4 protein-coding genes are annotated in these 21238 nt (G+C 70.9%); all 4 read right to left on the bottom strand.

Annotated elements, in window-relative coordinates; all coding sequences use genetic code 11:
* Positions 1 to 4: 4 nt before the first annotated feature.
* The 4 genes from NS2_RS10795 to NS2_RS10780 all read right to left on the bottom strand — a co-directional run bounded on the left by NS2_RS10795 (position 5) and on the right by NS2_RS10780 (position 21062).
* The gene (locus NS2_RS10795) at positions 5 to 1768 is read right to left on the bottom strand and encodes a hypothetical protein (RefSeq protein ID WP_033087335.1); all 1764 of its coding nucleotides are present in this window, start codon (positions 1766 to 1768) and stop codon (positions 5 to 7) included.
* A gap of 78 nt (positions 1769 to 1846) precedes the next feature.
* Entirely contained in the window at positions 1847 to 3346 is a 1500-nt protein-coding gene (locus tag NS2_RS10790; RefSeq protein ID WP_036546515.1) for a hypothetical protein, read from the bottom strand.
* A 7-nt stretch (positions 3347 to 3353) separates the two neighbouring features.
* Complete coding sequence (locus NS2_RS10785; RefSeq protein WP_063865031.1) at positions 3354 to 3665, bottom strand: hypothetical protein; 312 nt, start codon at positions 3663 to 3665, stop codon at positions 3354 to 3356.
* 99 nt (positions 3666 to 3764) lie between these two features.
* The gene (locus NS2_RS10780; protein ID WP_147207150.1) at positions 3765 to 21062 is read right to left on the bottom strand and encodes an AarF/UbiB family protein; all 17298 of its coding nucleotides are present in this window, start codon (positions 21060 to 21062) and stop codon (positions 3765 to 3767) included.
* Between the last annotated feature and the right edge of the window lie 176 nt (positions 21063 to 21238).

Here is a 21238-nt window from a genome sequence, read left to right as displayed (position 1 = left end):
GAATTCAGCCCTCCACCACCGGTTTCGCCACCACCGGGGGCGTGCCCATGGCCTCGTCCAGATATTCGCTGGAGTCCAGGAATTCGGGGCGCTTGTGCTCCTTGCCCTGTGCGCCGTGCGCGCCACCGCCGTGGCCCATACCGCCCATGCCGCCGCCCATCCCGGCACCCATGGCAGAGCCGGTCGCGATGCCCGCGCGGGCGGAGCTGACGGTGGTCGCCTCCGCGGCCTCGACGACCGCAGCACGCGGAAACAGCTTGGCCTGCGCGGGTTCCACCGGCTTGCCGCCGGGTCCGCCGCCGCCCAGCGGCTTCTTCAGGTCGTTGAGCAAGTTCGGCAGTGTGGACAGCGGTGAATTCTCCAGCTGCTTGGCCAGGTCCTGCTGCTTGTTCTGCGTGGTCTGCCCCTGCAGATTCTGCATGCCCTGTTGCAGGGCGCCGGCCAGCTGCGACAGCTGCGAACCGTTTTGGCCGCTCTGACCCGAGGTCTGGTCGGTGCCACCGGGATTCGAGCCGGTGGGGTTGGAGCCGTTCGGATTGCCGCCGGGATTCGAGCCGTTCGGATTGGAGCCGTCGGGGTTCGCGCCATTCTGCTTGTCGCCGTTGGGGTTCGAACCGTCGGGATTCGTGCCCTTGTCGGTGATCGGCTTCGTCCCGGTGGACTTGGAGCCGTCTCCGAAGGTCGGCGTGGCCCCCGAAGGGCCGACCTTGCCGCGTGTTTGGCCACCGCCACCACCACCGGTGTAGTAGTTCGTCGGGCCGCCGGAGCCGGGCATCGGCGCGGTGGGGTCGGCCAGCATCGGGACGGCCGGGCCCGCCGCGCTCAGCCCGGGCACATACCAGCTGACGAATCCGAGCCGGGCGCGCTTGACGATGGCGTCCTCGCGCTGGGGCCGGTCATAGTCGGCGTCGGTCGGCGCGCTGTGGGGCATGTAGAGCTTGGTCTGATCCAGCCAGCCCGACACGTAGTTCAGGTTGGACGCCATGGCGCGCAGATCCGCGGTGAGGTCGTCGGACTGGGTCTTGAACCGGGCGGCGGCCTGATTCGCGCCCCTGGCTCCGTTTCCGGTCCAGCTCTTGTCGGACTCCATCTTCGACAGTCGCTCGGTGAGCCCGTGGAAGCTCTTCTCGATCTTGTCGGCGACCAGCAGCCAGGTGCCGCCGATATCGGCCACCAGCTGTGGTTTCATGCCGAGGCCCGCCTCGTAGAACCATTGATGGTCCCCGGAATTGGGGTCCTCGGAATCGATTGCCTCGTAGTGCCCCTTGGCCTTCGCGATGTCCGCCAGATCGCCGTGCCCGTGCTTCGCGTCCAGCGGCGGGGTCTTGTCGGTGTCGAAGGTGGGGATCTTCGTGTTCGTCGCCAGCGCCGGGGTGCCGGCGTCGACGGCGCGCTCCTTCTTGATTCGCGCGAATTTGGACTTCGAATCCTCTTCGGCGGCGTTGTAGTCCTTGTCCGCCACGATCATGGTGTCGGCCATGGCGTTCAGCAGATCGAGGTAGTGGTTCAGGATCGTTTCCAGGCGCTTGCCCTGATCGTTGAAGTGGTCGCGCAGCACCAGAATCTTCTTCAGGTGCCCGTTGTCGCTGAAACCCTTGTGATCGGCCAGCAGCGGCTGGTAGCCCTTCGCGACGTTCAGCACGTTCACCGCGTCGGCCACCAGTTTGGCGGCGTCCAGGGCCGCACCCGGGGCCAGTTCGAGCCCGCCGCCCTGCGCCAGCTGGTCCAGGCCCAGCCAGGGGTTGTCGACCTTGTCACCGTCACCCATGTCCCGCGCCTAACTCGACCGACGCCCGAAAGATTACCGGCCGCCGCCGCCCGCCCCGCACCCGTTCGATCCGCATCACTACGAATGTCGTTGGCGGAAACGCTGTTCCAGCCCCAGCAGGTAGGACGACGCGGGCATGCTCGAAGTGGTCCGCTCCACCACCCCGTCGTCGGCGACGTAGTAGAGCGCACGATCGATTGCGATCTCCTCCGGTTCGGTGGGCACGTACACCATCCAGCCGACCGAAAGCCGTTCGGCCCGAAGCAGATCCAGCGGATACGCCGAGTTGTCGCCGACCTCGGAGCGGATGTGGTGGCGAACCGCCTCGAGGGCCTCGGATTCCGGCAGTGGATCCGGGCCCAGGCGCGCCACCCCCGCCAAGGTCAGCTGATGGTGCGCGGCGTCCAGGTCCGCGGCGTCGCCGAAGACGGCCGTCAGCACGCTGTGGGTGACGTCGCCGAGCTCGGCGGCGGCCACGAATTCCGTTACCGCGGAACGCTGTTCGGGTGTCGGTTGCTCGGCGATCAAGCCGCTGATCACATCCGTGGTAGTGGCGGCGGTCCAGATCCCGGGCACCGCGGCGGCCAGGTCGGCTGCGCCCGGGGACTCGCCCCGGTACCAGCGGCCCCGCTCCCACCAGTAGCAGAAGGTGAGCAGGCCACCGCCCGCGCGGGTATTCAGCACCGGATTGGCGACCCACGCCGGTGCACCCGCGTACAGGCGCGGCAGCTCGGCGCGGCCGTTGTAGGCGGACGCCAATTCCGGTGCGTTCCAGACGCCTCCGGACAGCACCGCGCGACCGCCGGGCAGCAGGTACAGCGACGAACCGGAACGGAGCACGCCCTCGAACCAGGCGAAGGACGGCAGCAGTCGCGGACCCCATTCGGAGCCGATCGCCACGAAGGCGGCGGAGATGGCGGCCCAACGCGCCCACAACAGTGGGAAATCCGGGAAGTCGTCCTCGGAAACCACCGGGAGATAACCGGATTCGCGATCGGCGCGCGCGGCGTCGGCGGCCTGGCGCGGATCCCGGGACTGCCGGTCGTCGTGGCGCAGGTAGGCGGCCAGCCACATGGGCAGGTCGGCGCGCGGATGGGCCGCCAGGTCGGCCAGATAATCCTCCGGCGCGAACAGCTGATCGGCCGGGAACGGTTCGTCGCCGTAGTCGTGATCGACGTTCAGCTCGCCCGCCGCGGTGAGCGCCAATTCCAGCCGCCACCAGGGGCCGTCGCCGAGATCGGCGGACAGGCGGCGGTGTTCGGCGACGAATTCGAGGAGCTCGGCGGTGATCGGCACCTGGAGTTGGCGGTCCTGCTCATCGGAGAACACGATCCGGGAGCGACGGCCGGTCGCGGTGAGCGCGAAGGCGGCGTGCACCCGCGTCCAGCCCTGCGGGCCCAGTTCCCGCACCTCCTGCGCGATGCGGTGGGCCAGGCTCCGGGCGCGCTGCGGAATGTCGATGACGGGTGCGGTCAGGCTGAATCCGATGTCGGGATCGGAATCGGCGGGCACGCCAGCGTTTTCGAGCGCGGCATCGACGTCGGTCTGATCTCGGGTGTGCTCGGTGGGAGTCGTCACGTCGGTGTCAGCCCTGCTCCGCCGGCCCCTGCTGGTCGCGCGCGGCCTTGCGCTCCTCGCGTTCGTCGAACCAGTTGTCCATTTCCTCGGCCCAGCGCTCGGCGTTGCTGCCGTCGAGCTGACCCGCGAAGGCCTGCCGGGCCGCGGCGATCAGCTCGGGGGTGGCATTGGGGTGCGCCTCGGCGATGGCCCACAGGGCATCCTCGGTGTCATCGTCGAGACCGGTGGCGGTGTGGACTCCGCGCCCCGTCAATACCTCCGCCAGTACCTCGTCAAAGTTCGCCCGCAACTCATCGTCACTGGGCTGACCGTGCCGCATGTCCCTCTCCTCCCTCAGCCGAGCCGGAACTCAGCATCACATATCCCGATCGACCACGCGGTTGCAGGAACCGTAAGAATCGGCGAACTCGCCCGGGCCTCACCCGAAGATGCCCGCCCGCCGCGCCGGATCCGACAGCACGTCACGCACCAGCAGGCCCAGGTCGGCGTCCTGCGGAACGGTCCGGTAGCGCACCTCCACCTGAGGCGTGCCGCCCACCCCGACCAGCAGGCGGTTGAAGCCGTGCTGGGTGCGCTCCCAGTGCGCATCCGCACCCAGCCGATCCAGCTCGATGGCCTGATCGCCCACCCGCAGCACCAGACCGGCCTGCTGGTCACGGTAGAAGGCCACCCGCAGGCCGTCCATGTCGTCATAGACACCCGACAGCGAACCCGCGCCCACCGGGGCCGAATTCAGTTCGCCGGTAGCCGGATTCAGCATCGCGAACTCACCGAAGCCCGAATGCGACCGCAGATACACCCCGGAACCCGATGACACCGGCCCCGAGGCGCGCGGAAAACGATTGCCGCCGCGCACCTGACCGCCACCGGTCCCACCCTGCTGCTGCCCACCCGAACCACCCGCGGGTCCGGCCGGAGGCCCGCCCTGGGGTGTGCCGTTCGCACCACCGCCATCGCCGCCGTCACCGCTCGCCCCGCCACCGTTGGCAACCTCACCACCGAACATGCTGTCCGGCAGCCCATTCCACCCCGGCACGCCCAATGGCCCGCGCGGCCCACCGCCACTGGGTCCACCGTGACCACCCGGCACATGCGGTCCGTGCGGCTGCTGCCCCGGCATCGACGGCGAACCCGGATGATGCGGATACTGCGCTCCCGGTGAATGCGGATTCCCGTTCGACGTGTGCTGAGAACCATTGGCAGACTGCTGATTACCGTCAGTCCACTGCTGCGAACCGTCGGGCCACCGCTGCGAACCGTCGGGCCGCTGCTGAGTCCCGTCGAGCCACTGCTGCGAGTCTCTCTCCCACTGCTGAGTCCCGTTGGCCCACTGTGGCAGGCCATCGGCCCATTGCTGGAAGCCATCGGGCCACTGCGGCGAGCCGCCCGGTTGTGCCGGTGCGCCGGGCCACGAACCCCACGGCGGCTGCTGGCCGTTCGGCCAGCCTCCCGGCGGGGTGGGCGCGCCCGGGTACGCACCGCCCGGCGGCATGGCCGGGGGCTGCGGAACCTCCGGCAACTGCGGAATCTCGGGCAGTTGCGGCCGACCCGGTATCGCCCCACCGGCCCCGGCGGGCCCGCCCGGGTAGGACGGCGCACCGGATCCACCCGGCCCGGCCGGTGTGCCCTGCGAATATGGCGGCTGCGGTGGATATGGCGGCGCAGGCGGATTCGGCGGTGGGGGCGGATTCGGCGGCGCGGGCGGCTGCGGATTCGCATCCGGCGGCAATGCCCACGGCGCTGCCTGCTGCGAGGGCTGCGGCGTGTACTGCGGGAACTGCGGATCGAACTGCTGCGGCACCTTGGGCAGATGCGACCGCACATGCCGCCAATCCGGCCCCGACCGCTCCGAATCGCGCACAACCGGCCCACTCGACGAGCCCTCGCTCACCTCCTTGCCCCGTGCGCCGGCCTCGTCGCCCCCTGCGTGCGCCCCGGCACCGTCGGCCCGGGTCTCCTCACCGTTGGCCGCGGCCTTACCCGCGCTCGTGGCACCGGTCGCGGTCGCCTCATTCTCGCCCGACGGTGTTGGTCCGTAGCCCGTGTCCTCGGCCGCCTTGGGCGGCGAACCTCGACCGCCGCTGGCATTCTCGTCATCGACGGCCTTCTGCTCGCTCCTGGGCGCACCGGGGTCTCCGGCCCCACCTTGGCCGGACTCTGTTCCGCCGTCGTTCGACGGCGACTCCGGCTGTCCCACGGCTGGGGTCTTGCCGCCGACTGGCTCACCGGCCTCACCGCGCGGCGGTTCCGGCGCAGGCTCGGCCGGATGGGCTTCCGCACCGGCGACATGCTCGGCTTCGGTTGGGCCGGTGGGTGGTTGCGACTCGTGTCGTGCCACCGGTGCCCGGCCGCCCTCAGCGGTACCCGGGTCCGGGTCCGGCTTCGGCTGGGCGGCACCATCATTGAAACCGGCGTCCGGGCGGGGGCCACCGCCCGAGTCGGGGCCGTCCGGGCCGGGGGTGGGGGCGTCGGGTTCGGGGGTGTCGGGGCGGCCTCCGGCCTGGTCCCAGAACCAGTCGGCGCGGTCGGCGGCGATGCGGGCGAGGCGGTCGGCGTTTTCGGCGCGGAGGCGGGCGAAGCGTTCCTCGGTGCTGCCGGGCTCCATGCGGTCGGCGATGTCGTGGAGCCACTGGGCGCGCTTGGCTTCCATCTGGGCCGACCAGTCGGCCTGTTCGGCCTGCATGCGGTCGAACCAGGTGTCCGGGTCGTTCGGGTCGGACTTCGGGTGCGACTCGGGGACCGGCACCGGGTGGGCGGAGGGGTCGGAGTTCGGTTGTGTGGGGTCGGTTGGTTTTGCCGGGGTGCCGCCGATGGGGTCCTCGCCTTCGTGGCCCGGAGGGGGCGGGGTGGAGGCCGGGGCGTGGGGATGCGGGATGTTGTCTTCGACCCAGTGCGCGAGGGCGTCGGCGCGGTGGGAGTGTTCGGCCGCGCGGCGGAGGTCTTCGAAGGCGGTGGCGCTGCCGGGGCCGTTGGCCAGGACGGTCTTGCCCTGCAACTCTTCGAGGGTCGAGTCGAGGCGGGCCGGGGTGAGGTCGGATTCGGCTACGCGCACGCGGGTTGCCGCGTGGAAGTCGGTGATGGCCTGGCGTAGTGCGGCGTGCGCGTCCGAGCGGGCCTGGGCGGCGGCTTCGTGCGGGGTGACGGCGGCGCGGGTTTCCGCGGCCCACAACCGCTTCAGCTCCGTGGACCAGCGGTCGGCGGCGGCGCGAGCCTGGTCGACCCGGTCCACGGCGGCGCGCAGGGCCGCATCGTGCGCGGCGAATTCCTCCGCGCCGTGCGGTTCGGGGGCGGTCATGAGCGCGTCGCGGTCGGCCTGGGCGGCACGCAGTTCCCGTTGCGCCGCGGTGGATTCGCGGCGGGCCGCGTCCAGCGGCGACTCGGCGGCGCGGGCCTCCGCCGCCGCGGCAAACTCGTGACCGGCGATGAGTTCCTGGATCTGGTGCACCCGCACCGCCGCGTCGTGCAGGCGCTGGATGCGCTCGCCGATCGCGGCGTGTTCCTCGGGCGTGCGGGCATACTGGGCCGCCTCGTCGAGGGCATCGCGGAAGCGTTCGGGTGTCAGATCCGCGGCCTCCACCCGCACACCTCGCATCGCCCGCTCGCGACCGCCGAGCGCCTGCTCGAGTTCGCGGTGCAGCGTGTCCAGGGGTGTCTCGCCCGGGCGGGCGCTCGCCATCAGGGCGCGGTTCAGGTCGTGTTCGGCCGCCCGCACGCGGGTCTGCGCGGTGTTGTAATGCTCTACCGCGGCTGCCAATTCAGCGATCCGGGTCTCGTGGCCGGGACGCCCTCCCTCCGGCACGGGCAGCTGCCGGAGGTGCTCGAGGGTCGAGGCGAGCCGCTGCGGCGTCAAGTCCGACGGGCCGATCCGGCGGCCCGGAGCGCCCTCGAGGTGGGGTTCGTGGGCATCGGGATGGGTGATGCGCGACAGCGCGTAGTCGCGCGCCCGGCCCGCCCGCTCGAAATCGGTTCGCGCGCCGTCGAGTTCGATCGCCGCGGCCCGCGGCCGGGGCGGGGCGGGATCGGGGCCCGCCGGTGCGGTCACCGCGTTGTATTCCTCGGCCAGTTTCCGCAGGGCTTCGATATCCGCTGCCCGAGCGCGGGTTTCGGCCCGCAGCTCCTCGACCGCCGTCCGGGTGTCGTCATCGGTGGGGCGTTCGAACTTCTCGATCTTGCCGTCCCGATACGCCTCGTACGCCTTGGCCAGCCGGGCCGGATCGTCACCGAGTTCGAGGCCCTGCAGCCGCGCCCACACCGCACCGGCCCGGGACGGATCGTCCGAACGCGGTGGCTCCCCGATCAATTCGTGGCGGAAACCGCGCAGCTGAGCGGGCACCGCCGTGTCACGGATGGGCAGTTCGCCCTCGGCGACCCGCGGATCCGTGGCCGGATCGAATCGCAGGTCGGTGTGGAACGGGTCGATCCGGCTCAGGCTCTGCGCGTATTCGGTCAGCGCGGCCAGCAGTTCCGGACGCTCGTTCGAGCGGTGCATCATGTCGTTGATCGCCCGCAGCAGCGACGCGGGCTCGATGCTGGCCGAGTCCGGCCGGAAGACATCCGCCTTCTTGTCGTACTTGTCGGCGAACAGCGACTCGGGTGCGACGCCGAGGCGTTCGGCGAGCCGGTCGCGCGCGGCCAGCGACGCCGCCTCGTCCACGTCGCGCACGTGCGCCGCGTACTCGACCAGATCCTGAACCGCTTGCAGGCGGCGCACATTGCGCAGGCCCGGATCGGCCAGCGCCTCGGCCATGCTGCGCGGGTTCAGCTCGTTCGGCTCCAGGCCCAGCCGGTGCCCGAGCTGCTGTAGCGCGTCGTTCAGGTCGTAGAACGACGCGATGCCGTCGCTGGTGTCGATGAAGTCCGCCATGCCCTCGATCTGGGCGGCGCGCAGCGCGTTGTCCAGCTGCATTGCGGCGATGGTGTCGGCCAGCTTGTCGGGGGTGAGATCCTCCCGGTAGACAACCAGCTTCTTGGCCAGTTCGTCACGGGCCGTCCGCAATTCGTCGACCGAGCGCGGTGGGGGCTCGGGTTCCGGATGCGCGGACGGCGCGGCGGGCGACTCCTCCACGACCCGCCAGGGCCGCGACGGATGGTCGCGCACGGTGGTGGCCGGAACCTTCTCGCCGCCCAATTCCGGCTCGTGGAAACGAACTTCGGGCGTGTGCTCGGCCAGCACGTGCAGGCCGCCCTGGTCGTCCATGCGGACGAGCCGGAAATCGACCTGCAATCGCCCGTCATTGAGCTGGCGGCCGATCTCGGGATGCTCGGCCAGATAGGCGGCCAGCACCCGCTCGTGGTCGCCGCCCGCGCGCAGCACCGACAGGTGCGGCGGCTTGCCGGGCAGGATCGCGACGCCGCGGTCCAGCGCCGCGCCGCCGTGCTCGCTCACCCAGGTGCGCGCCGCATCCTCGGCGATATCCTCGGCGGTCCGGCGCACTTCGGTGTCGGTGCGCAGGTACTCGTCCACGGCATGGCCGAGATCGACGACCTGATCGGCGTGTTCGCGCACGGCCATGCGCAATTCGGCCACGGTGTGCGCCAGCCGCTCGGGCGTCAGCTCGTCCAGGCCGACGCCCAGCAGCTGCGCCCAGTTCGAGCGTTCCTCCCTGATCTGATCGCGCATCAGCGCGTTCTCGAAGAGCACGCCCTCCTTGCGGGTGGCCAGCTCCTCCGGCGAGAGATCGTCGAAGGTGCGGGCCGGTTCACCGCCATTGGGCGTGCCGTCCCATTCCAGCGCGGTGTAGTGCGGATCGTCCTTGCCGATCAGCCCGATCTTGCGGGCCAGCCTGGTGATCGCCCAGTCCTTGCGGGTCGGATCGCTGTGCACCAGCTCGCGCAGGAAGCGGCCCAGCGGGTCCTTGTCGAAGAAATTGATGCTGCGGCTGAAGGGGACGCGCGCGTCCTCCATGTTGTAGCGCTGCGCCGCCTCGTAGAGCGCCTCGATCGCGCCGGCGCGGCGCAGCAGCACGTAGGTCGATTCGTCGACCAGGCGGCGCAGCGTCGCCGGATCGGCCGAGCGCAGGTCGATGCCTTGGCGCGCGGCCTGTTTCAGCACCTCGCCGAGCGCGCGGTCGCGCACCTCGAGGCCGTCGGCGAGGGTCTTGGGCAATACGTCCCGCGGATCGCCCGAGCCGTGCCGCAGTGTGGTCGCCGGATCGGGTTGTGCGCCGGTATTTTCGGTGTGGGCGGCCGGGTGCTCGGCGCCGGATGGCAACTCCGGCAGGTGCTCTCGCTGAGCGACCGCAACGGGGTCGGTGACCGGATCGGGTCGATGACCCGCCTGCGCGGGTTCGCCCTCCGAGATATTCGCCCGGTGCAGGTCCTGCGCCGCGCGTGCCCGGGTGGCGGGATCCACCTCGCTGCGCCAGGGCTGATATTCGCCGCCGTCACGGGTGCGCATGGGCACGTGCGCGGAGGCCGCGTCCGCTACTCGCGCGGTCAGCCGGTTGAGCAGCGGCAGATCTTCGCGCGCCTTCCAGAGGGTCGCGAACTCCTTGCCCAGGCGGGACGGATTGATCTCGAGGTGCTCGAGGAAATCATTGTGCAGCCAGCCGCCGACCTCGTGAATGATCTCCTTCTGACCCTTGCCGTCGATCCCCGAACCCGAGGCGTACTTCGGGTACTGGTCGTTGAATCCGGCTCGGACGAAGTCCCACAGGCGGCGCAGGAACGGCGGGCGCACCGGATCCGGCTTGACCGGGAGGCGGTCGCCCGGCAGGGCCGGGCGCGCGGCGGGTTCCAGGTGCCGCACCCCGTCGGCATCGGTCCGGACCGCGACATGGACTCGATCGCCGCCGGACTCCAGCACCAGCCGCTGCGGCCCGTTCGGGTCCGGCTCGTGATAGGTCGCCGCCACCAGGTCCGCGACATCGTCAGCGCGGCGGATGGTTTCGGCGCGCAGTTCGGCCAGCGTCGCCGCCCGGTGTTCCGGTGCCAGACGATCGGGGTCTACGCGGAGCAGCCTCGCCCACTCGTCGCGGATCTGGGCCAGCCGCGCGCGCTGCTCAGGGTCGGTCGCCGCGTCGTGCCGGGTCGCGGCCTCGTCGAGGGCCTCGATTCCACCGGCGCGCAACATATTCCGGTATTGCAACTCACCAGCGGTGTCCGCGAGTCGATCCGCGGCGATGTCGGCGTCCGAAAGCCCCAGCCGCGCCGCGATATCCCGGCGCAGCTCATCGAGGGTCAGCGCGCGCGGCTCACCGGCATGGCGCATGGAGTCCGACCACGGCTCCAGCGGCAGGTTCGGGCGGGGGCCGTCGGGACCGGATGCGTTCTGTTCCAGCGCCTTTCTGGCGTCCGCCGCCGCCTCCGCGTCGGCTCGGTTCAGGCGGTCGTCGATGCCCAGATCGCGGAACTCCGCCTCGATGGCGGCCAGCTCACGGGGATCGACCTCGCTGCGCCAGTACTCCTCGCCGCCGTAGCGCTCCTCGGTGGTGAGCGGGCGGAAGTCCTCGGCACCCCGCATCGACGCCGGTCCCACACCGGTATCCGGATCGCCGAAGAAGCCGCGTGCCCTGGCCATTTCGGCCAGCTCCTGCAACGAGGCGAGTGCGTCCGGCCGCTTGGACAGCGGCTCGACCATGCCCAGCCCGTCGGCCAGGCGGGCCAGATAAGCGAGCTCCTCCGGGGTCCGCTGGCGCGCATTGTGCTCGAGTGGCGCACCGGCCAGATGGTCCGCGACCGCCTTCAAGGTCGGCGACACCGCCGTCGGATTCACCGATTCCGGACCGGCCTGCGACTGGTTCTCACCGGGTCGCGGCGGCTCGACGGGGACCACGGCACCGGGATCGTGCGCGGCCGCAGGGTCCGGCACGGGTACGGCGGGATCGCCGGCTGCGGGATCCTTTCCGGCCTCGGGATCGTGCCCCGACGCACCGCTTCGCGAGTCGAGCGGCCGCCGCATCTCACTGTCGGGCACAGCGCCACGATCACCCTCACGCGAACCGGTCACCGCCGGATCGGCACCCGCGCCGTCGGAGCCGGGCTTGCCGCCGGGCTCGGGCGGGGTGGGGCGGCCGTCCGAGCCGCCGCCTGGGTCCTCGCCGGGGCGGGCGGGGCCGCTGCCGGGATCCTCACCGTGACCGGGGGCGGCGGTGTGTTCATCGATCCAGTGGGCGAAATCCTCCGCGCCGTGCAACTTTTCGGCGGCGACGCGCATGCGGTCGGCGGCGCCCATGGCGTGGAGGGCGGCGTCCGGGTCCGCCGCGCCGCCGGGGGTGATGACGGTGCGGTTGGACAGGTCCGCCATGGTCGCGGCGAGCCGAGCGCGGCTGAGTTCGGATTCCTCTATGTGCAGGCCCATTTCCTCGCGGACGTCGGCTATCGCATTGCGCAGTGCGGCGTGGGCCTGGTCGAGGGCGCGGGCTGCGGCGGCCCGGGGAGTATCGGCGGCATTGCGGGCATCGGTGTCTAGGTGGTCGAGCTGGGCCTGCCAGCGGGCGGAGCGGTCCTGGGCGTCGAGGTGGTGTTCGGCGGCGTCGGCGAGGTCCAGCAAGCCGCGCTGTTGCGGGGTGAGGCGGTCGCGCGGGGTGTCGCCGAATTCCGTTCGGGTGGAAGCGATCCAGTCGCGAGTGAGGTCCGGCGCGGTGACCGGCAGACCGGCCAGGGCATTGTCCCTGGCCATCTCCGCGATGTCGGCGTCCTGGCGGGCGTAGCGCAGTTCGCGCTCGGCCTGAGTCCGTGGCGTTTCCCCGGCGCGGACGATCTCGATCGGATCGGGCCGCGCCGCGCCCAGGAAGTCCATGGCATTGCGATACCGCTGCGCGGCATCGTGCAGCGGTTGCAGTTCCCGGGGCAGCTGGAAGCCGAATTTCTCGTTCCCACGCGAGATCTCGTCGAGTCGCTCGACGACCTGATCGGGGCGGCCCGGCCAGTTGCCCGGCGCCTCGGCGGCCGCGCGCAGCAGATCGTCTCGCGCGGCGTAGGCTTCGCGCCCCCACACGGTCACCGAGTCCTCGCCCGGCCCCCGGGCGGCGGCGACGGCCGCGCGCAGTTGCGCCTCCCGGTCCTCGACCAGGGCATGCGCCTCGTTGTAATCGGTTGCCGCCCGGTGCAGTTCGGTGAGCCGCTCCTTGTTGTTGAGGCGATGGCCGCCGTCCTCGGCAATGGGGGTGGTCAGGTATTCGACGGTGCCGTCCAGCCGGTGCGGGCTCAGGTCGCTGTGGCGCAGGGCCCGGTCCGAGCCGGTGTCGATGCGACCCACCGCGGCATCGCGGCGCGCACCGGCCACCTCCCGCGCGCGCCGCGCCTCGGCCAGTTCGGTGGCCACCTCGCGCGGACTGCGCGGTGGCGCTTCCGGTTCCGACGGGGCGGTCAGCGCCGCGTGCTCTCGGACCAGCCGCTCCAGCGCGTCGATATCGGCCTCGCGACCGCGGATCTCTTCGCGCATCTCGCCGAGCATCCGCTTCAGCTCGTCCGGCTTGGGCCGCTCGTGGTTCTCGATCTTGCCGTCGCGGTAGACCTCGTACACCTCGGCGAAACGGGCCTCCCGGACAGCGGTGACCAGTTCGCGCAACTCGTGCGCGGACATCGGTTCGGCCTTCGGATCCAGGCCGATCCGGTACTCGGCGTAGGCGATGCCGGGATCCTGCGTGGCGTCCCCCAGATCGCGCAGCAACCGCTCGAACTTCTCCGGCGGCATCCGATCGTGCAGGCCGGGAAGTTCCTTGCGGTACAGCTTGACGATGCGGTCGACATCCTCGACGTCCACGCCCAGCAGATGCGACCAGACCCCCTCGGCCCGGGACGGCTCGCGGGAAAGCGGTGGCTCGCCGAGGTTTTCGCCGGACAGCCCGGACAGCAGTTTCAGCGCGTCCGCATCGTGGATGGGCAGCACGCCGTCCGCGGCGCGCGGATCGGCGCGCGGATCGAAGCGCATGTTCGGGTGATACTTGTCCACCTGACCCAGCGCGTGCGCGTACTCGGCGAGCGCGGCGACCACCTGCGGCCGCTCACCCGCACGGCCCAGCGCATCCCTGATGGCGTGCACGATCGCGGAATTCTCGGTGGTCTCGGGATTCGGCCCGTACCCGACGATCTTCTTGTTTTCGTCCTTGCGATAACCGGATCCGAACGCCTCCTCGGGTTCCAGGCCGAACCGCCGCGCCAGCCGGTCCCGCGCCGCGAGCACGGTCCGTGCGTTCTTCACCTCGTCTGGGTCGTGCATCTGCTTGGTGCGGTCGTACAGTTCGTGCCCGTAATCCAGCAGATCCCCGATGGCCTGCGCGCGATGCGCCCGGTTCATCTTCGGTTCGGTGATGGCCTCCGCCACGCGCTGCGGCGACATCTCCTGCGCATCGATGCCCAGCACGTGCGCCAGGTCGCCCAGCTTGTTGCTGAACTCGTAGAAGTTCTCGATGGCGTCGCTGCTGCGCATGTAGTCCGCCATGCCCTCGACCTGGGCGGCACGCAGCAGATTGTCCTGGCGCAGTGCGGCAATGGTGCGATCGAGGTTGTCGCCCAGGTTCAGGTTCTTCTCGCCCAGGCGAGCGGCGACCTCCTCGAATTCGGCCCGCACGACCGCCGGATCGCGGGGCGGGCCGGACGGGTGGGCGGGCGTCGCCGGTTCGGGCACGGCGGGCCCGCCCTCGGGCTGGACGATCCGCCAGGGCTCATGGCCGTCGCGCACCATGAGCGCCGGGGTCCGCTCGCCGCCGACTTCGGGATCGTGGAAGCGCACCTGCGGGGCTGGGCGCTCGGCGACATGGACCGCACCGTCGGTGTTCACGGCGACGTCGCGGTAATCCAGGCGCAGTTCACCGCGATTGAGCATTCCGGCCAATTCCGAATGCTCGGCCAATGCGGCGACCAGGCGGGCATTGTGATCCTCCGCGCCGCTCAGCACGACCAGCCGGTTCGGGTCGCCGGGGTGTTCGCCCGGGCGCACGCCGATTCCGGGCTCGAGCATCGCGCCGCCCTGGGCGTCCATCCAGGCGTGGCCGGTGCGGTCGGCCAGCAGCTGGGCCTGCTGCCGCGCCCGGTCGTCCAGCTCGATGAAATGCTCGACCGCACCGGCCAATTCGTCCAATCGGTCCCGCTCGTCACGCACCGCCATCCGCTGCTCGGCAATGGTGTGCTCGAGGCCGCCCCGGCCCGGGCCGAGTTTGTCCAGCTCGATATCGAGCAGCTGAGCCCAGTTCGACCGCTCCTCACGGGTCTGGTCCCGCATCAGCGCGTCACGGAAGAGCTGACCGCGCTCGCTCTGCGGGAAGCCCTCCTCGGGGGCGTCGAAGTGGCGCGCCCACTCACCGTTGTTGTTGGTGCCCACCGCGTCCAGCAGGGTGGGGCGGGGCTTGGCATCGGGGTTGTCCCGCAACCGATCTCGTTCGTCGGCCGCGTAGTCCTCCCGCACATAGCGGGCCATCGGATTCTTGTCGTCCATGGCGACCGGGCGGGTCGGGCGCATGGCCTCGTGGAAGTTGAATCGCTGCCCGACCTCGTCGAGGGCCTCGATCGCACCGGCCCGGCGCACCAGCCGATACGCCTCCTCGGCGAGAGCGCGGCGCAATGCGACCGGATTCGCGTCGGTGAGCCGGATGCCGTGTTCGGCCGCCAGGCGCGCCATCTCGCGCAGGGCGGCGTCGCGGGACTCGAAGGCGCGCGCCACGGGTTCGGGCAGCTTCGAATCCCAGTGGTGCTGCGGCGGTTCCGGGAGTTCCGGGGACGGTGTGACCGGATCGGACCGGCGCTCCGGCGGCTCGGGTAGGAAAAGCTCCGCCGGCACCCCGGCGGCTTCCTTGGCACGCAGTTCGGGATCGGCCTCGGCGTACTCGTAGGTGTACTCGCCGCCGTCGCGGGTCCGCATGGGCACCATGTCGGCGGAGACATGGGGCACCCGGCCGGGCAGCAGCTCCAGCAGCAGCATCCGCTCCCGCTGCTGCACTACGGTCACGCCCTCCTTGACGACACGGGCGAACGGCGCCTCGGCCACGGCATCGGGGAATTCATGCCCCTCGAGCACGTGCTCGAGCGGATCGCCCGGCTTGTCGGTGTACGGGAATTCGTGCCCGGCCAGGTAGCCGACACCCCGGATCACCTCGGCCTGCCCCGCGCCGTCGCCGCCGTGAGGGTTGCCCGACATGTACTTGGGGTACTGGCCCTCGTAGCCCTTGATCGAGCGCCACAGGCGACGGAAGAAGCCCGGCTTCTTCTCCGGGACACCAGATTTCGGCTCGATCGGTAGCTTTGGGCGATCCACCGTGCGCAGCCGGTGCGCGCCGTCCGCACCGGTTTCGACCTCGACGTGCACCCGGTGGCCGTCGGCCTCGAGCACCAGCCGAGGACGGCTCGCGGGGTCCGGCTCGTGATAGGTGGCGGCCAGCAGGTCGGCGACATCGCCCGCGCGGCGCAGGGTTTCATCGCGCAGGGTGGCGAGGACGCGCCGCGGATCGCGGGCCAGGTGTTCGGGATCGACGCCGAGCAGCCGCGCCCACTCGTCGCGGACCACACCGTAGGCGCGACGGCCGCCCTCGGTAACCGCCGCGGCGTGCCGGTCCATGGCATCGCCGAGCGCCTCGATCGCCCCGGCGCGCAACAGGTTCCGGTACTGCAACTCACCGGCCAGTCCGGGCAGGCGCTGCGGGGTGATGTCCTCGGGGCGCAGGCCCAGGCGGTCGGCCAACTCCTGCCGCAGCTCCGGCAGCGAGAGGGCCTGCGGCTCGGTCTCGGCCGGACCGCGATTCGCCTCGGCCCACGGCTCGAGCGGCAGTTCCCGGGTCGGCGCGTCGCCGGTCGGCTCGCGACGTCGCGGGAGGAAGCGGTCCTCGTCCGACAGCCTGCCGAAGTCCTCCGGCCGCATCGCACGCGGTGGCCGGTTTCCCTCTGGATCGCCGAAATTCCCTCGGGCCCGGGCATTCTCGGCCACGTCACGCATGGCCGATAGCGGATCGCGCTGCCTGCCTAGCGCATCACCCAGGCCGAGCGCATCCGCCAGACGCTGCCCGTATCTACGCTCCGCCGGGGTGTGCTCGCGCATCGCGGGCGGGGCCTCGGTCCGGCCCAGATAATCCGCGACCGCTCGCAGTGCGGGCGCGGCATCGACCGGATCGAACACGCGCACCGGGGTACCGGAATCCCGCTGGGCCGCGGGCATATCCGCGGTAGTGGTCTCCGCGAGCGCGACCTCGTGTTCGGCAGCGGGACGCACCGGGAGATCCGGCCGTGTCCCCTCGACGGTCGACCCGGGACCCTCGCTCGGACGCTCGGGCCCCCGCGCGGGCGCGCCGCTCTCGCCGTCCGGTCCCTCCGAGGACGGCCCGCGGCGCGAATCCAGCGGCTTCGCGAGTTCGGAATCGGGTGCGGCGTCGCGCGGTTGTGTCCGGTCGGCGGGCGGGACGGCGTCATCACCGAGGTTTCGCCGGGACGGCGGTATGGCGTCGTGAATTTCCGGCGGCTGGATGGTCCGGCTGGTGATCGTGCCGTCCGGCGCCAGCTCGACCAGGTGGTACTCGACCGGGACACGCTGGTAGGCGAGGGCTTTGGCGAAGTTGGTGCCGAGGACGTGCTCGGGCACGTCCGAGGGCGAAAGTACGACGACAATCCGCTCCGGGTTGTCGGCCATGCCGACACCCGGCCGGAGCACGCGATCGGCGGCCGCCGCGAGCACCTCGTCGATCGCGAGCTGCCGAGCGTGCACGCGCGCCACCCCGGCCTCGTCGAGGTTCCCGTAGTAGCGCGAGAGTTCCTCCGCCAATGCGCGCCGGACGGCAACGGCTTGCGGTGAATGGTCGGGGTTCGCGGCATATCCGCGGACCAGGGCCCGGTCCAGCTCGGCGGGAGACAGACCGGTCGGATTGACACCGAGTTCCCTGGCCAGCCGGTCGACTTCGGGCCGATGGACGTTCTCCGCCTGATGCAGAGCTTCCCGGGCACCGGCGGTGTACTCATCGAGGCGGGCCGCGACGACCGGGTCGGAGGGAACATGCGTCTCGGTCGCACCGACCGGTTCCCATGTTCCGGCCGCGCCCGAATCAACCTGTCCGACAGCGGGATCCACACCGTGCCGGAAACCCGGGTTGGGCGGCTCTTCATGAGGTTCGGCAACCGGAGCCGGCGGTTCGGCAACCGGAACCTCTGGCCCCCTTGCGTCGTGCACCGATCGCGGCCCGGCCGTCCGGGGGCTCGCCTCCACCGGGTTCGGCCCGGTCGGACGCGCGATCGCGTCGGCGGGCAGATGGTAGGACGCCGAATTGCGCCCGTGCTGCTCCAGGTTGTCCCTCAGGTGCCAGTACAGAACCTTCGCGGGCTCGGAGGCGCGCTCCCCGTTGTACTCGACCTCCATGAACGCCTCGGCAATCGCCTCGCCGCTCTTGAAGCCGAACCCGGCGCCGAACCGGCCCGGACGCTCCGTGGCCGAACGACTGTAGGCACTGAGCTGATTCAGCCAGTCCTGGAATGCGGCGCGGAACTCCTTGCGGCCCAGATCGGGCCGGGTCTGCTCGAAGTAGTCACGCAGGGCGCGCAACGCGTTCTTGGACGCCCGGCCACGAACCCACTCGGACACCTTCCCGGATTCGAAGTCCAGCGCATGGCCGAGCTCGTGCAGGATCGTCGAATGCACCGGGCGGGTGCCGGACCCGGGCGGGTGGAATCCGGTGTCCTCATCACGGCTCACCGAACTCTTCATCAGCGCGTAATCGGCTGCGTAGCGGGCGTTCAGCACGATCGCGTCGGCCTTGAACACCAGCGCGTCACTGTTCCAGAACGTCAGGGGAGCGTCGGGGCGACCGATCTTCGCCTCACAGTGGGCGTATGCCCGCCCGCTCAGCTCCTCGATCGAGACACGCTTCAGATTTCTGGCGACCGGATAGCGCCGCATGGTGTCGTCGACACCGCGCGCGAACTCGCGCGCGACGGTCGGATCCACCAGCGCATCATCGAAACCGGTGACCTCGAGTCCCCAACGCCGGGTGAGCTCTTCGCCTACCTCCGACGGCGACATCGCGGTCCACTCGTCCATCGGAAGGTCGAGGCTGTGCCAGTGCTCGACCGGGGCGGCCAGCCGTTCGGCCGGCGACACCTCGTGGGTCTCGCGCGCCCACTCGCCGGGAGGAACGGGCCGGCCGTCGTCGTGCCCGGTGGGTCGTGTCCCGCCCGCCGGGGTCTCGCCCTCGTGCGGGTGAGCCGAATACTGACCCTGGTCGTCGTCACCCGAGCGCCTCGGCCGCCCGCTGATGCGAGAATCGCTGGGCTGCGCCAGCTCTCGGCCCGAAGACCGCGGCTCGTCCCCGCGCTCCGCGCCGGGTCGATGCCGTTCGGGGTGCTCGGATTCCGGCTGCGAGTGCGCGGATTCGCTGTTGGCGGCCGGATCGTGAGTCGGCTTGGCCGGGGGCTCGATGCGGGATCTGGGGCCGCCCTCGGCGGGGTGCTTGGCGGTGTGCTCGGCCATCGCGTCGATCAGGACCTGGTGGATGATCTTGGCGGCGGGGCTGGCGTGATCGCCGTTGAGTTCGACGTCGGCGAAGGCCTCGGCCAGAGCCTCGGCGCGGTTGACGCTGTGGCGGCACTCGAAGCTGTAGCCGGACAGCTCGCGGCCCAGCCAGTGCCGGAAGCCGACGATATTGCCGTGCTCGGCCACATAGTGCTCGGCGAGCGCGTCCAGCATGCGGTTGCGGGCCGCGCCCTGGCCGGTCCAGTCCATGCCGTGCGCGAACTCGTGCAAGATCGTCGCGTAGATCGGACGGTCGCTCGCGCCGTGGACGTGATGGCCGGTGCCCTCGTCCTTGGCGGCCATCTCGGCCATTCGCTCGGGGTGCGCGGCGAGATCCGCGTTCAGGACTATCTTCTCGCCGTACCAGCCGACCTTGGGGCTCTTCTCCGGTGGCGAGCGGGCGTACACGTCGCGCGGCAGCTCGCCGATGCCGATCGAGCGCACATTGGTCGCCGGGTACTTCTCGAACATCGCCTCGATCGCTCGCGCGAACTCCCGCATGACCTCGGGATGAAGATCGTCGTGGAAGCCGAAGACATCGATGTCCCAGTCGGATTCGAGCTTGCGCTGGATCTGTTCGGCATTCAGTTGCGACCAGTGGTCTTCGACCTGCAAGGCCCAGTCCGGGTGCGGGTCGTGCGCGGCGGTGCCCTCGTGATCGGCGTCGCGATGCTGCTGGTCGGCTTGGTCATGCACGGGCGCAGCCGCATTCGCATCGGAGGACTGCGGATGCGCTTGATGCGCGGGCTCGTCGGGGCGGGCGTGCTGCTCGATCCGGTCGAGGCGGTCCAGCATGGCCTCGTGCCACTCCGGGTGACCGGCACGCTCGAATTCGGGGGCCAGGGCTTCCAGGCGGGCGCGGACCTCGGCCAGCTCCGAGCGGTTGAGTTCGTGGTCGCGCCAGACCATTTCGCGGTTGTCGCCGTGCTCGGCGAACTGGCGGGCGAACTGGCTGATCGGGTTGCGGGCCCGGGGATCATTGCCGAAGGCGAGGCTGTGATCGATGCCGATCAGGTGGCCGTCGGGGCCGACCATCCAGTTGCCGGGATTGCGGTCGGGGATTTCGAGCAGGGCGTCGAACAGGCCCATGCGCAGGCCCTCGGGCGTGCCGCGATACCGGCCCGCCGGATCGATCTCGCCCGCATGGTGATTCCCAGCCGTGTCGCCCGGCATGAACTCCATGTAGACGATGCGCTCGTTCGCCGGGTCCCGGTAGACGTGCGGCACCTCCACCCCGGCCGCGCGGCCCACCAGCGACGCCAGCTCCTCCGCATTGGCGTGCTCGGGATTGGTGACCAGCTTGCGAATCAGCTGGGTGCCATCTTCGAAGGTGACCAGCTCGACCCGCTGGGCGCTCTTGAAAGCGCCCTCGCTGATGAGTTCGGTGGTCGCTTCGCCGGACTCGATCGCCTCCGCTACCCGGCGCGCGAAATCCCTTGCCTCGGCGACCGGATCGATCGCGGGCGGGCGCGCCGGATCGGCAGCGTGGGCCTGGTCGGAGGGGTGCGTCGGATCAGCGGCGGGGGCCGGATCGGGGGCGTGGGCCTGGTCGGGGGCGTGGGCCTGGTCGGCCGTGTGCATGGGGTCGACGGTGTGTGCTGGGTCGGCCGCCTGCGCCGGGCGGGCGGCGTGCGACCGGTCGGCCTCCAGTACCAGGTGCGCGAGATTCTCCGCGCGGTGGACGCGCTGTGCGGCGTCGCGCACGCGGTCCAGGGCGGGTTGCGGGTCGCCGTTGCTCGCCCGGACCTTGCTGTCCTCGAGCGCCTTCATGGTCTCGGCGAGTTTGCCCGGGGCCAGGTCGGATTCCTGGACCCGCAGGCCCGTCTGCTTGCGCAGGTCGGCGATGGCGTCGCGCAGGTCCTGCCGCGCCGCGTCGCGAACCTCGTCGATCCGGGTGAGCACATCGTCGGGACGCTCGGGCTGTGGGTGCGCGGTGTGACCCGGCCGGGTCATGAGCAAACCCTGCCGGGTGCGCTCGGAGAGCGGATCCACCGCCTTGCCATCGGCTTCGAACAGGATGGCGTGCGTGCCCTTGGTCTCGCCCGGCACCTCCGGAGGGAAACCGTGCTCACGGCCGGTCCCCGGATCCTTCACGACGATCTTGCCGCCCTCGTTGACCAGCAGGTAGGCGTGCGCGCCCACACCGTGCTCGTCTGCGGAACCCGCGTAGTGATCGATGACCAGCGCGGACGAACCCGACCCCAGCTCCAGCAGCCGCTCCGCGATCGCCTCGTGCCCGTCGAACCGGCGCAGTCTGCCGCCCGCCGCGGAGACCACCTCGGACGCGGACATGCCCTCCGGACCGACCCGATGATCCGGCACCCGGATCGAATCATTGCCCGTCCCCTGCCGCAGCAGCCACAATGCCAGCTCAGCACTGCGACCCCGATTCGACCGCTCCGCCCGCGGATCGCCCGACTCCTGCTGTGGCCCACCATGATCGGGCCCCGCGGCGGAGTCGTGCTCCG

Origin of the sequence: Nocardia seriolae NBRC 15557 (assembly GCF_007990715.1) — a bacterium.
Taxonomy (GTDB): Bacteria; Actinomycetota; Actinomycetes; order Mycobacteriales; family Mycobacteriaceae; genus Nocardia; species Nocardia seriolae.
The sequence above is the reverse complement of the archived record's forward strand: the minus strand, read 5'-3'. Positions and strand labels throughout refer to the sequence as shown.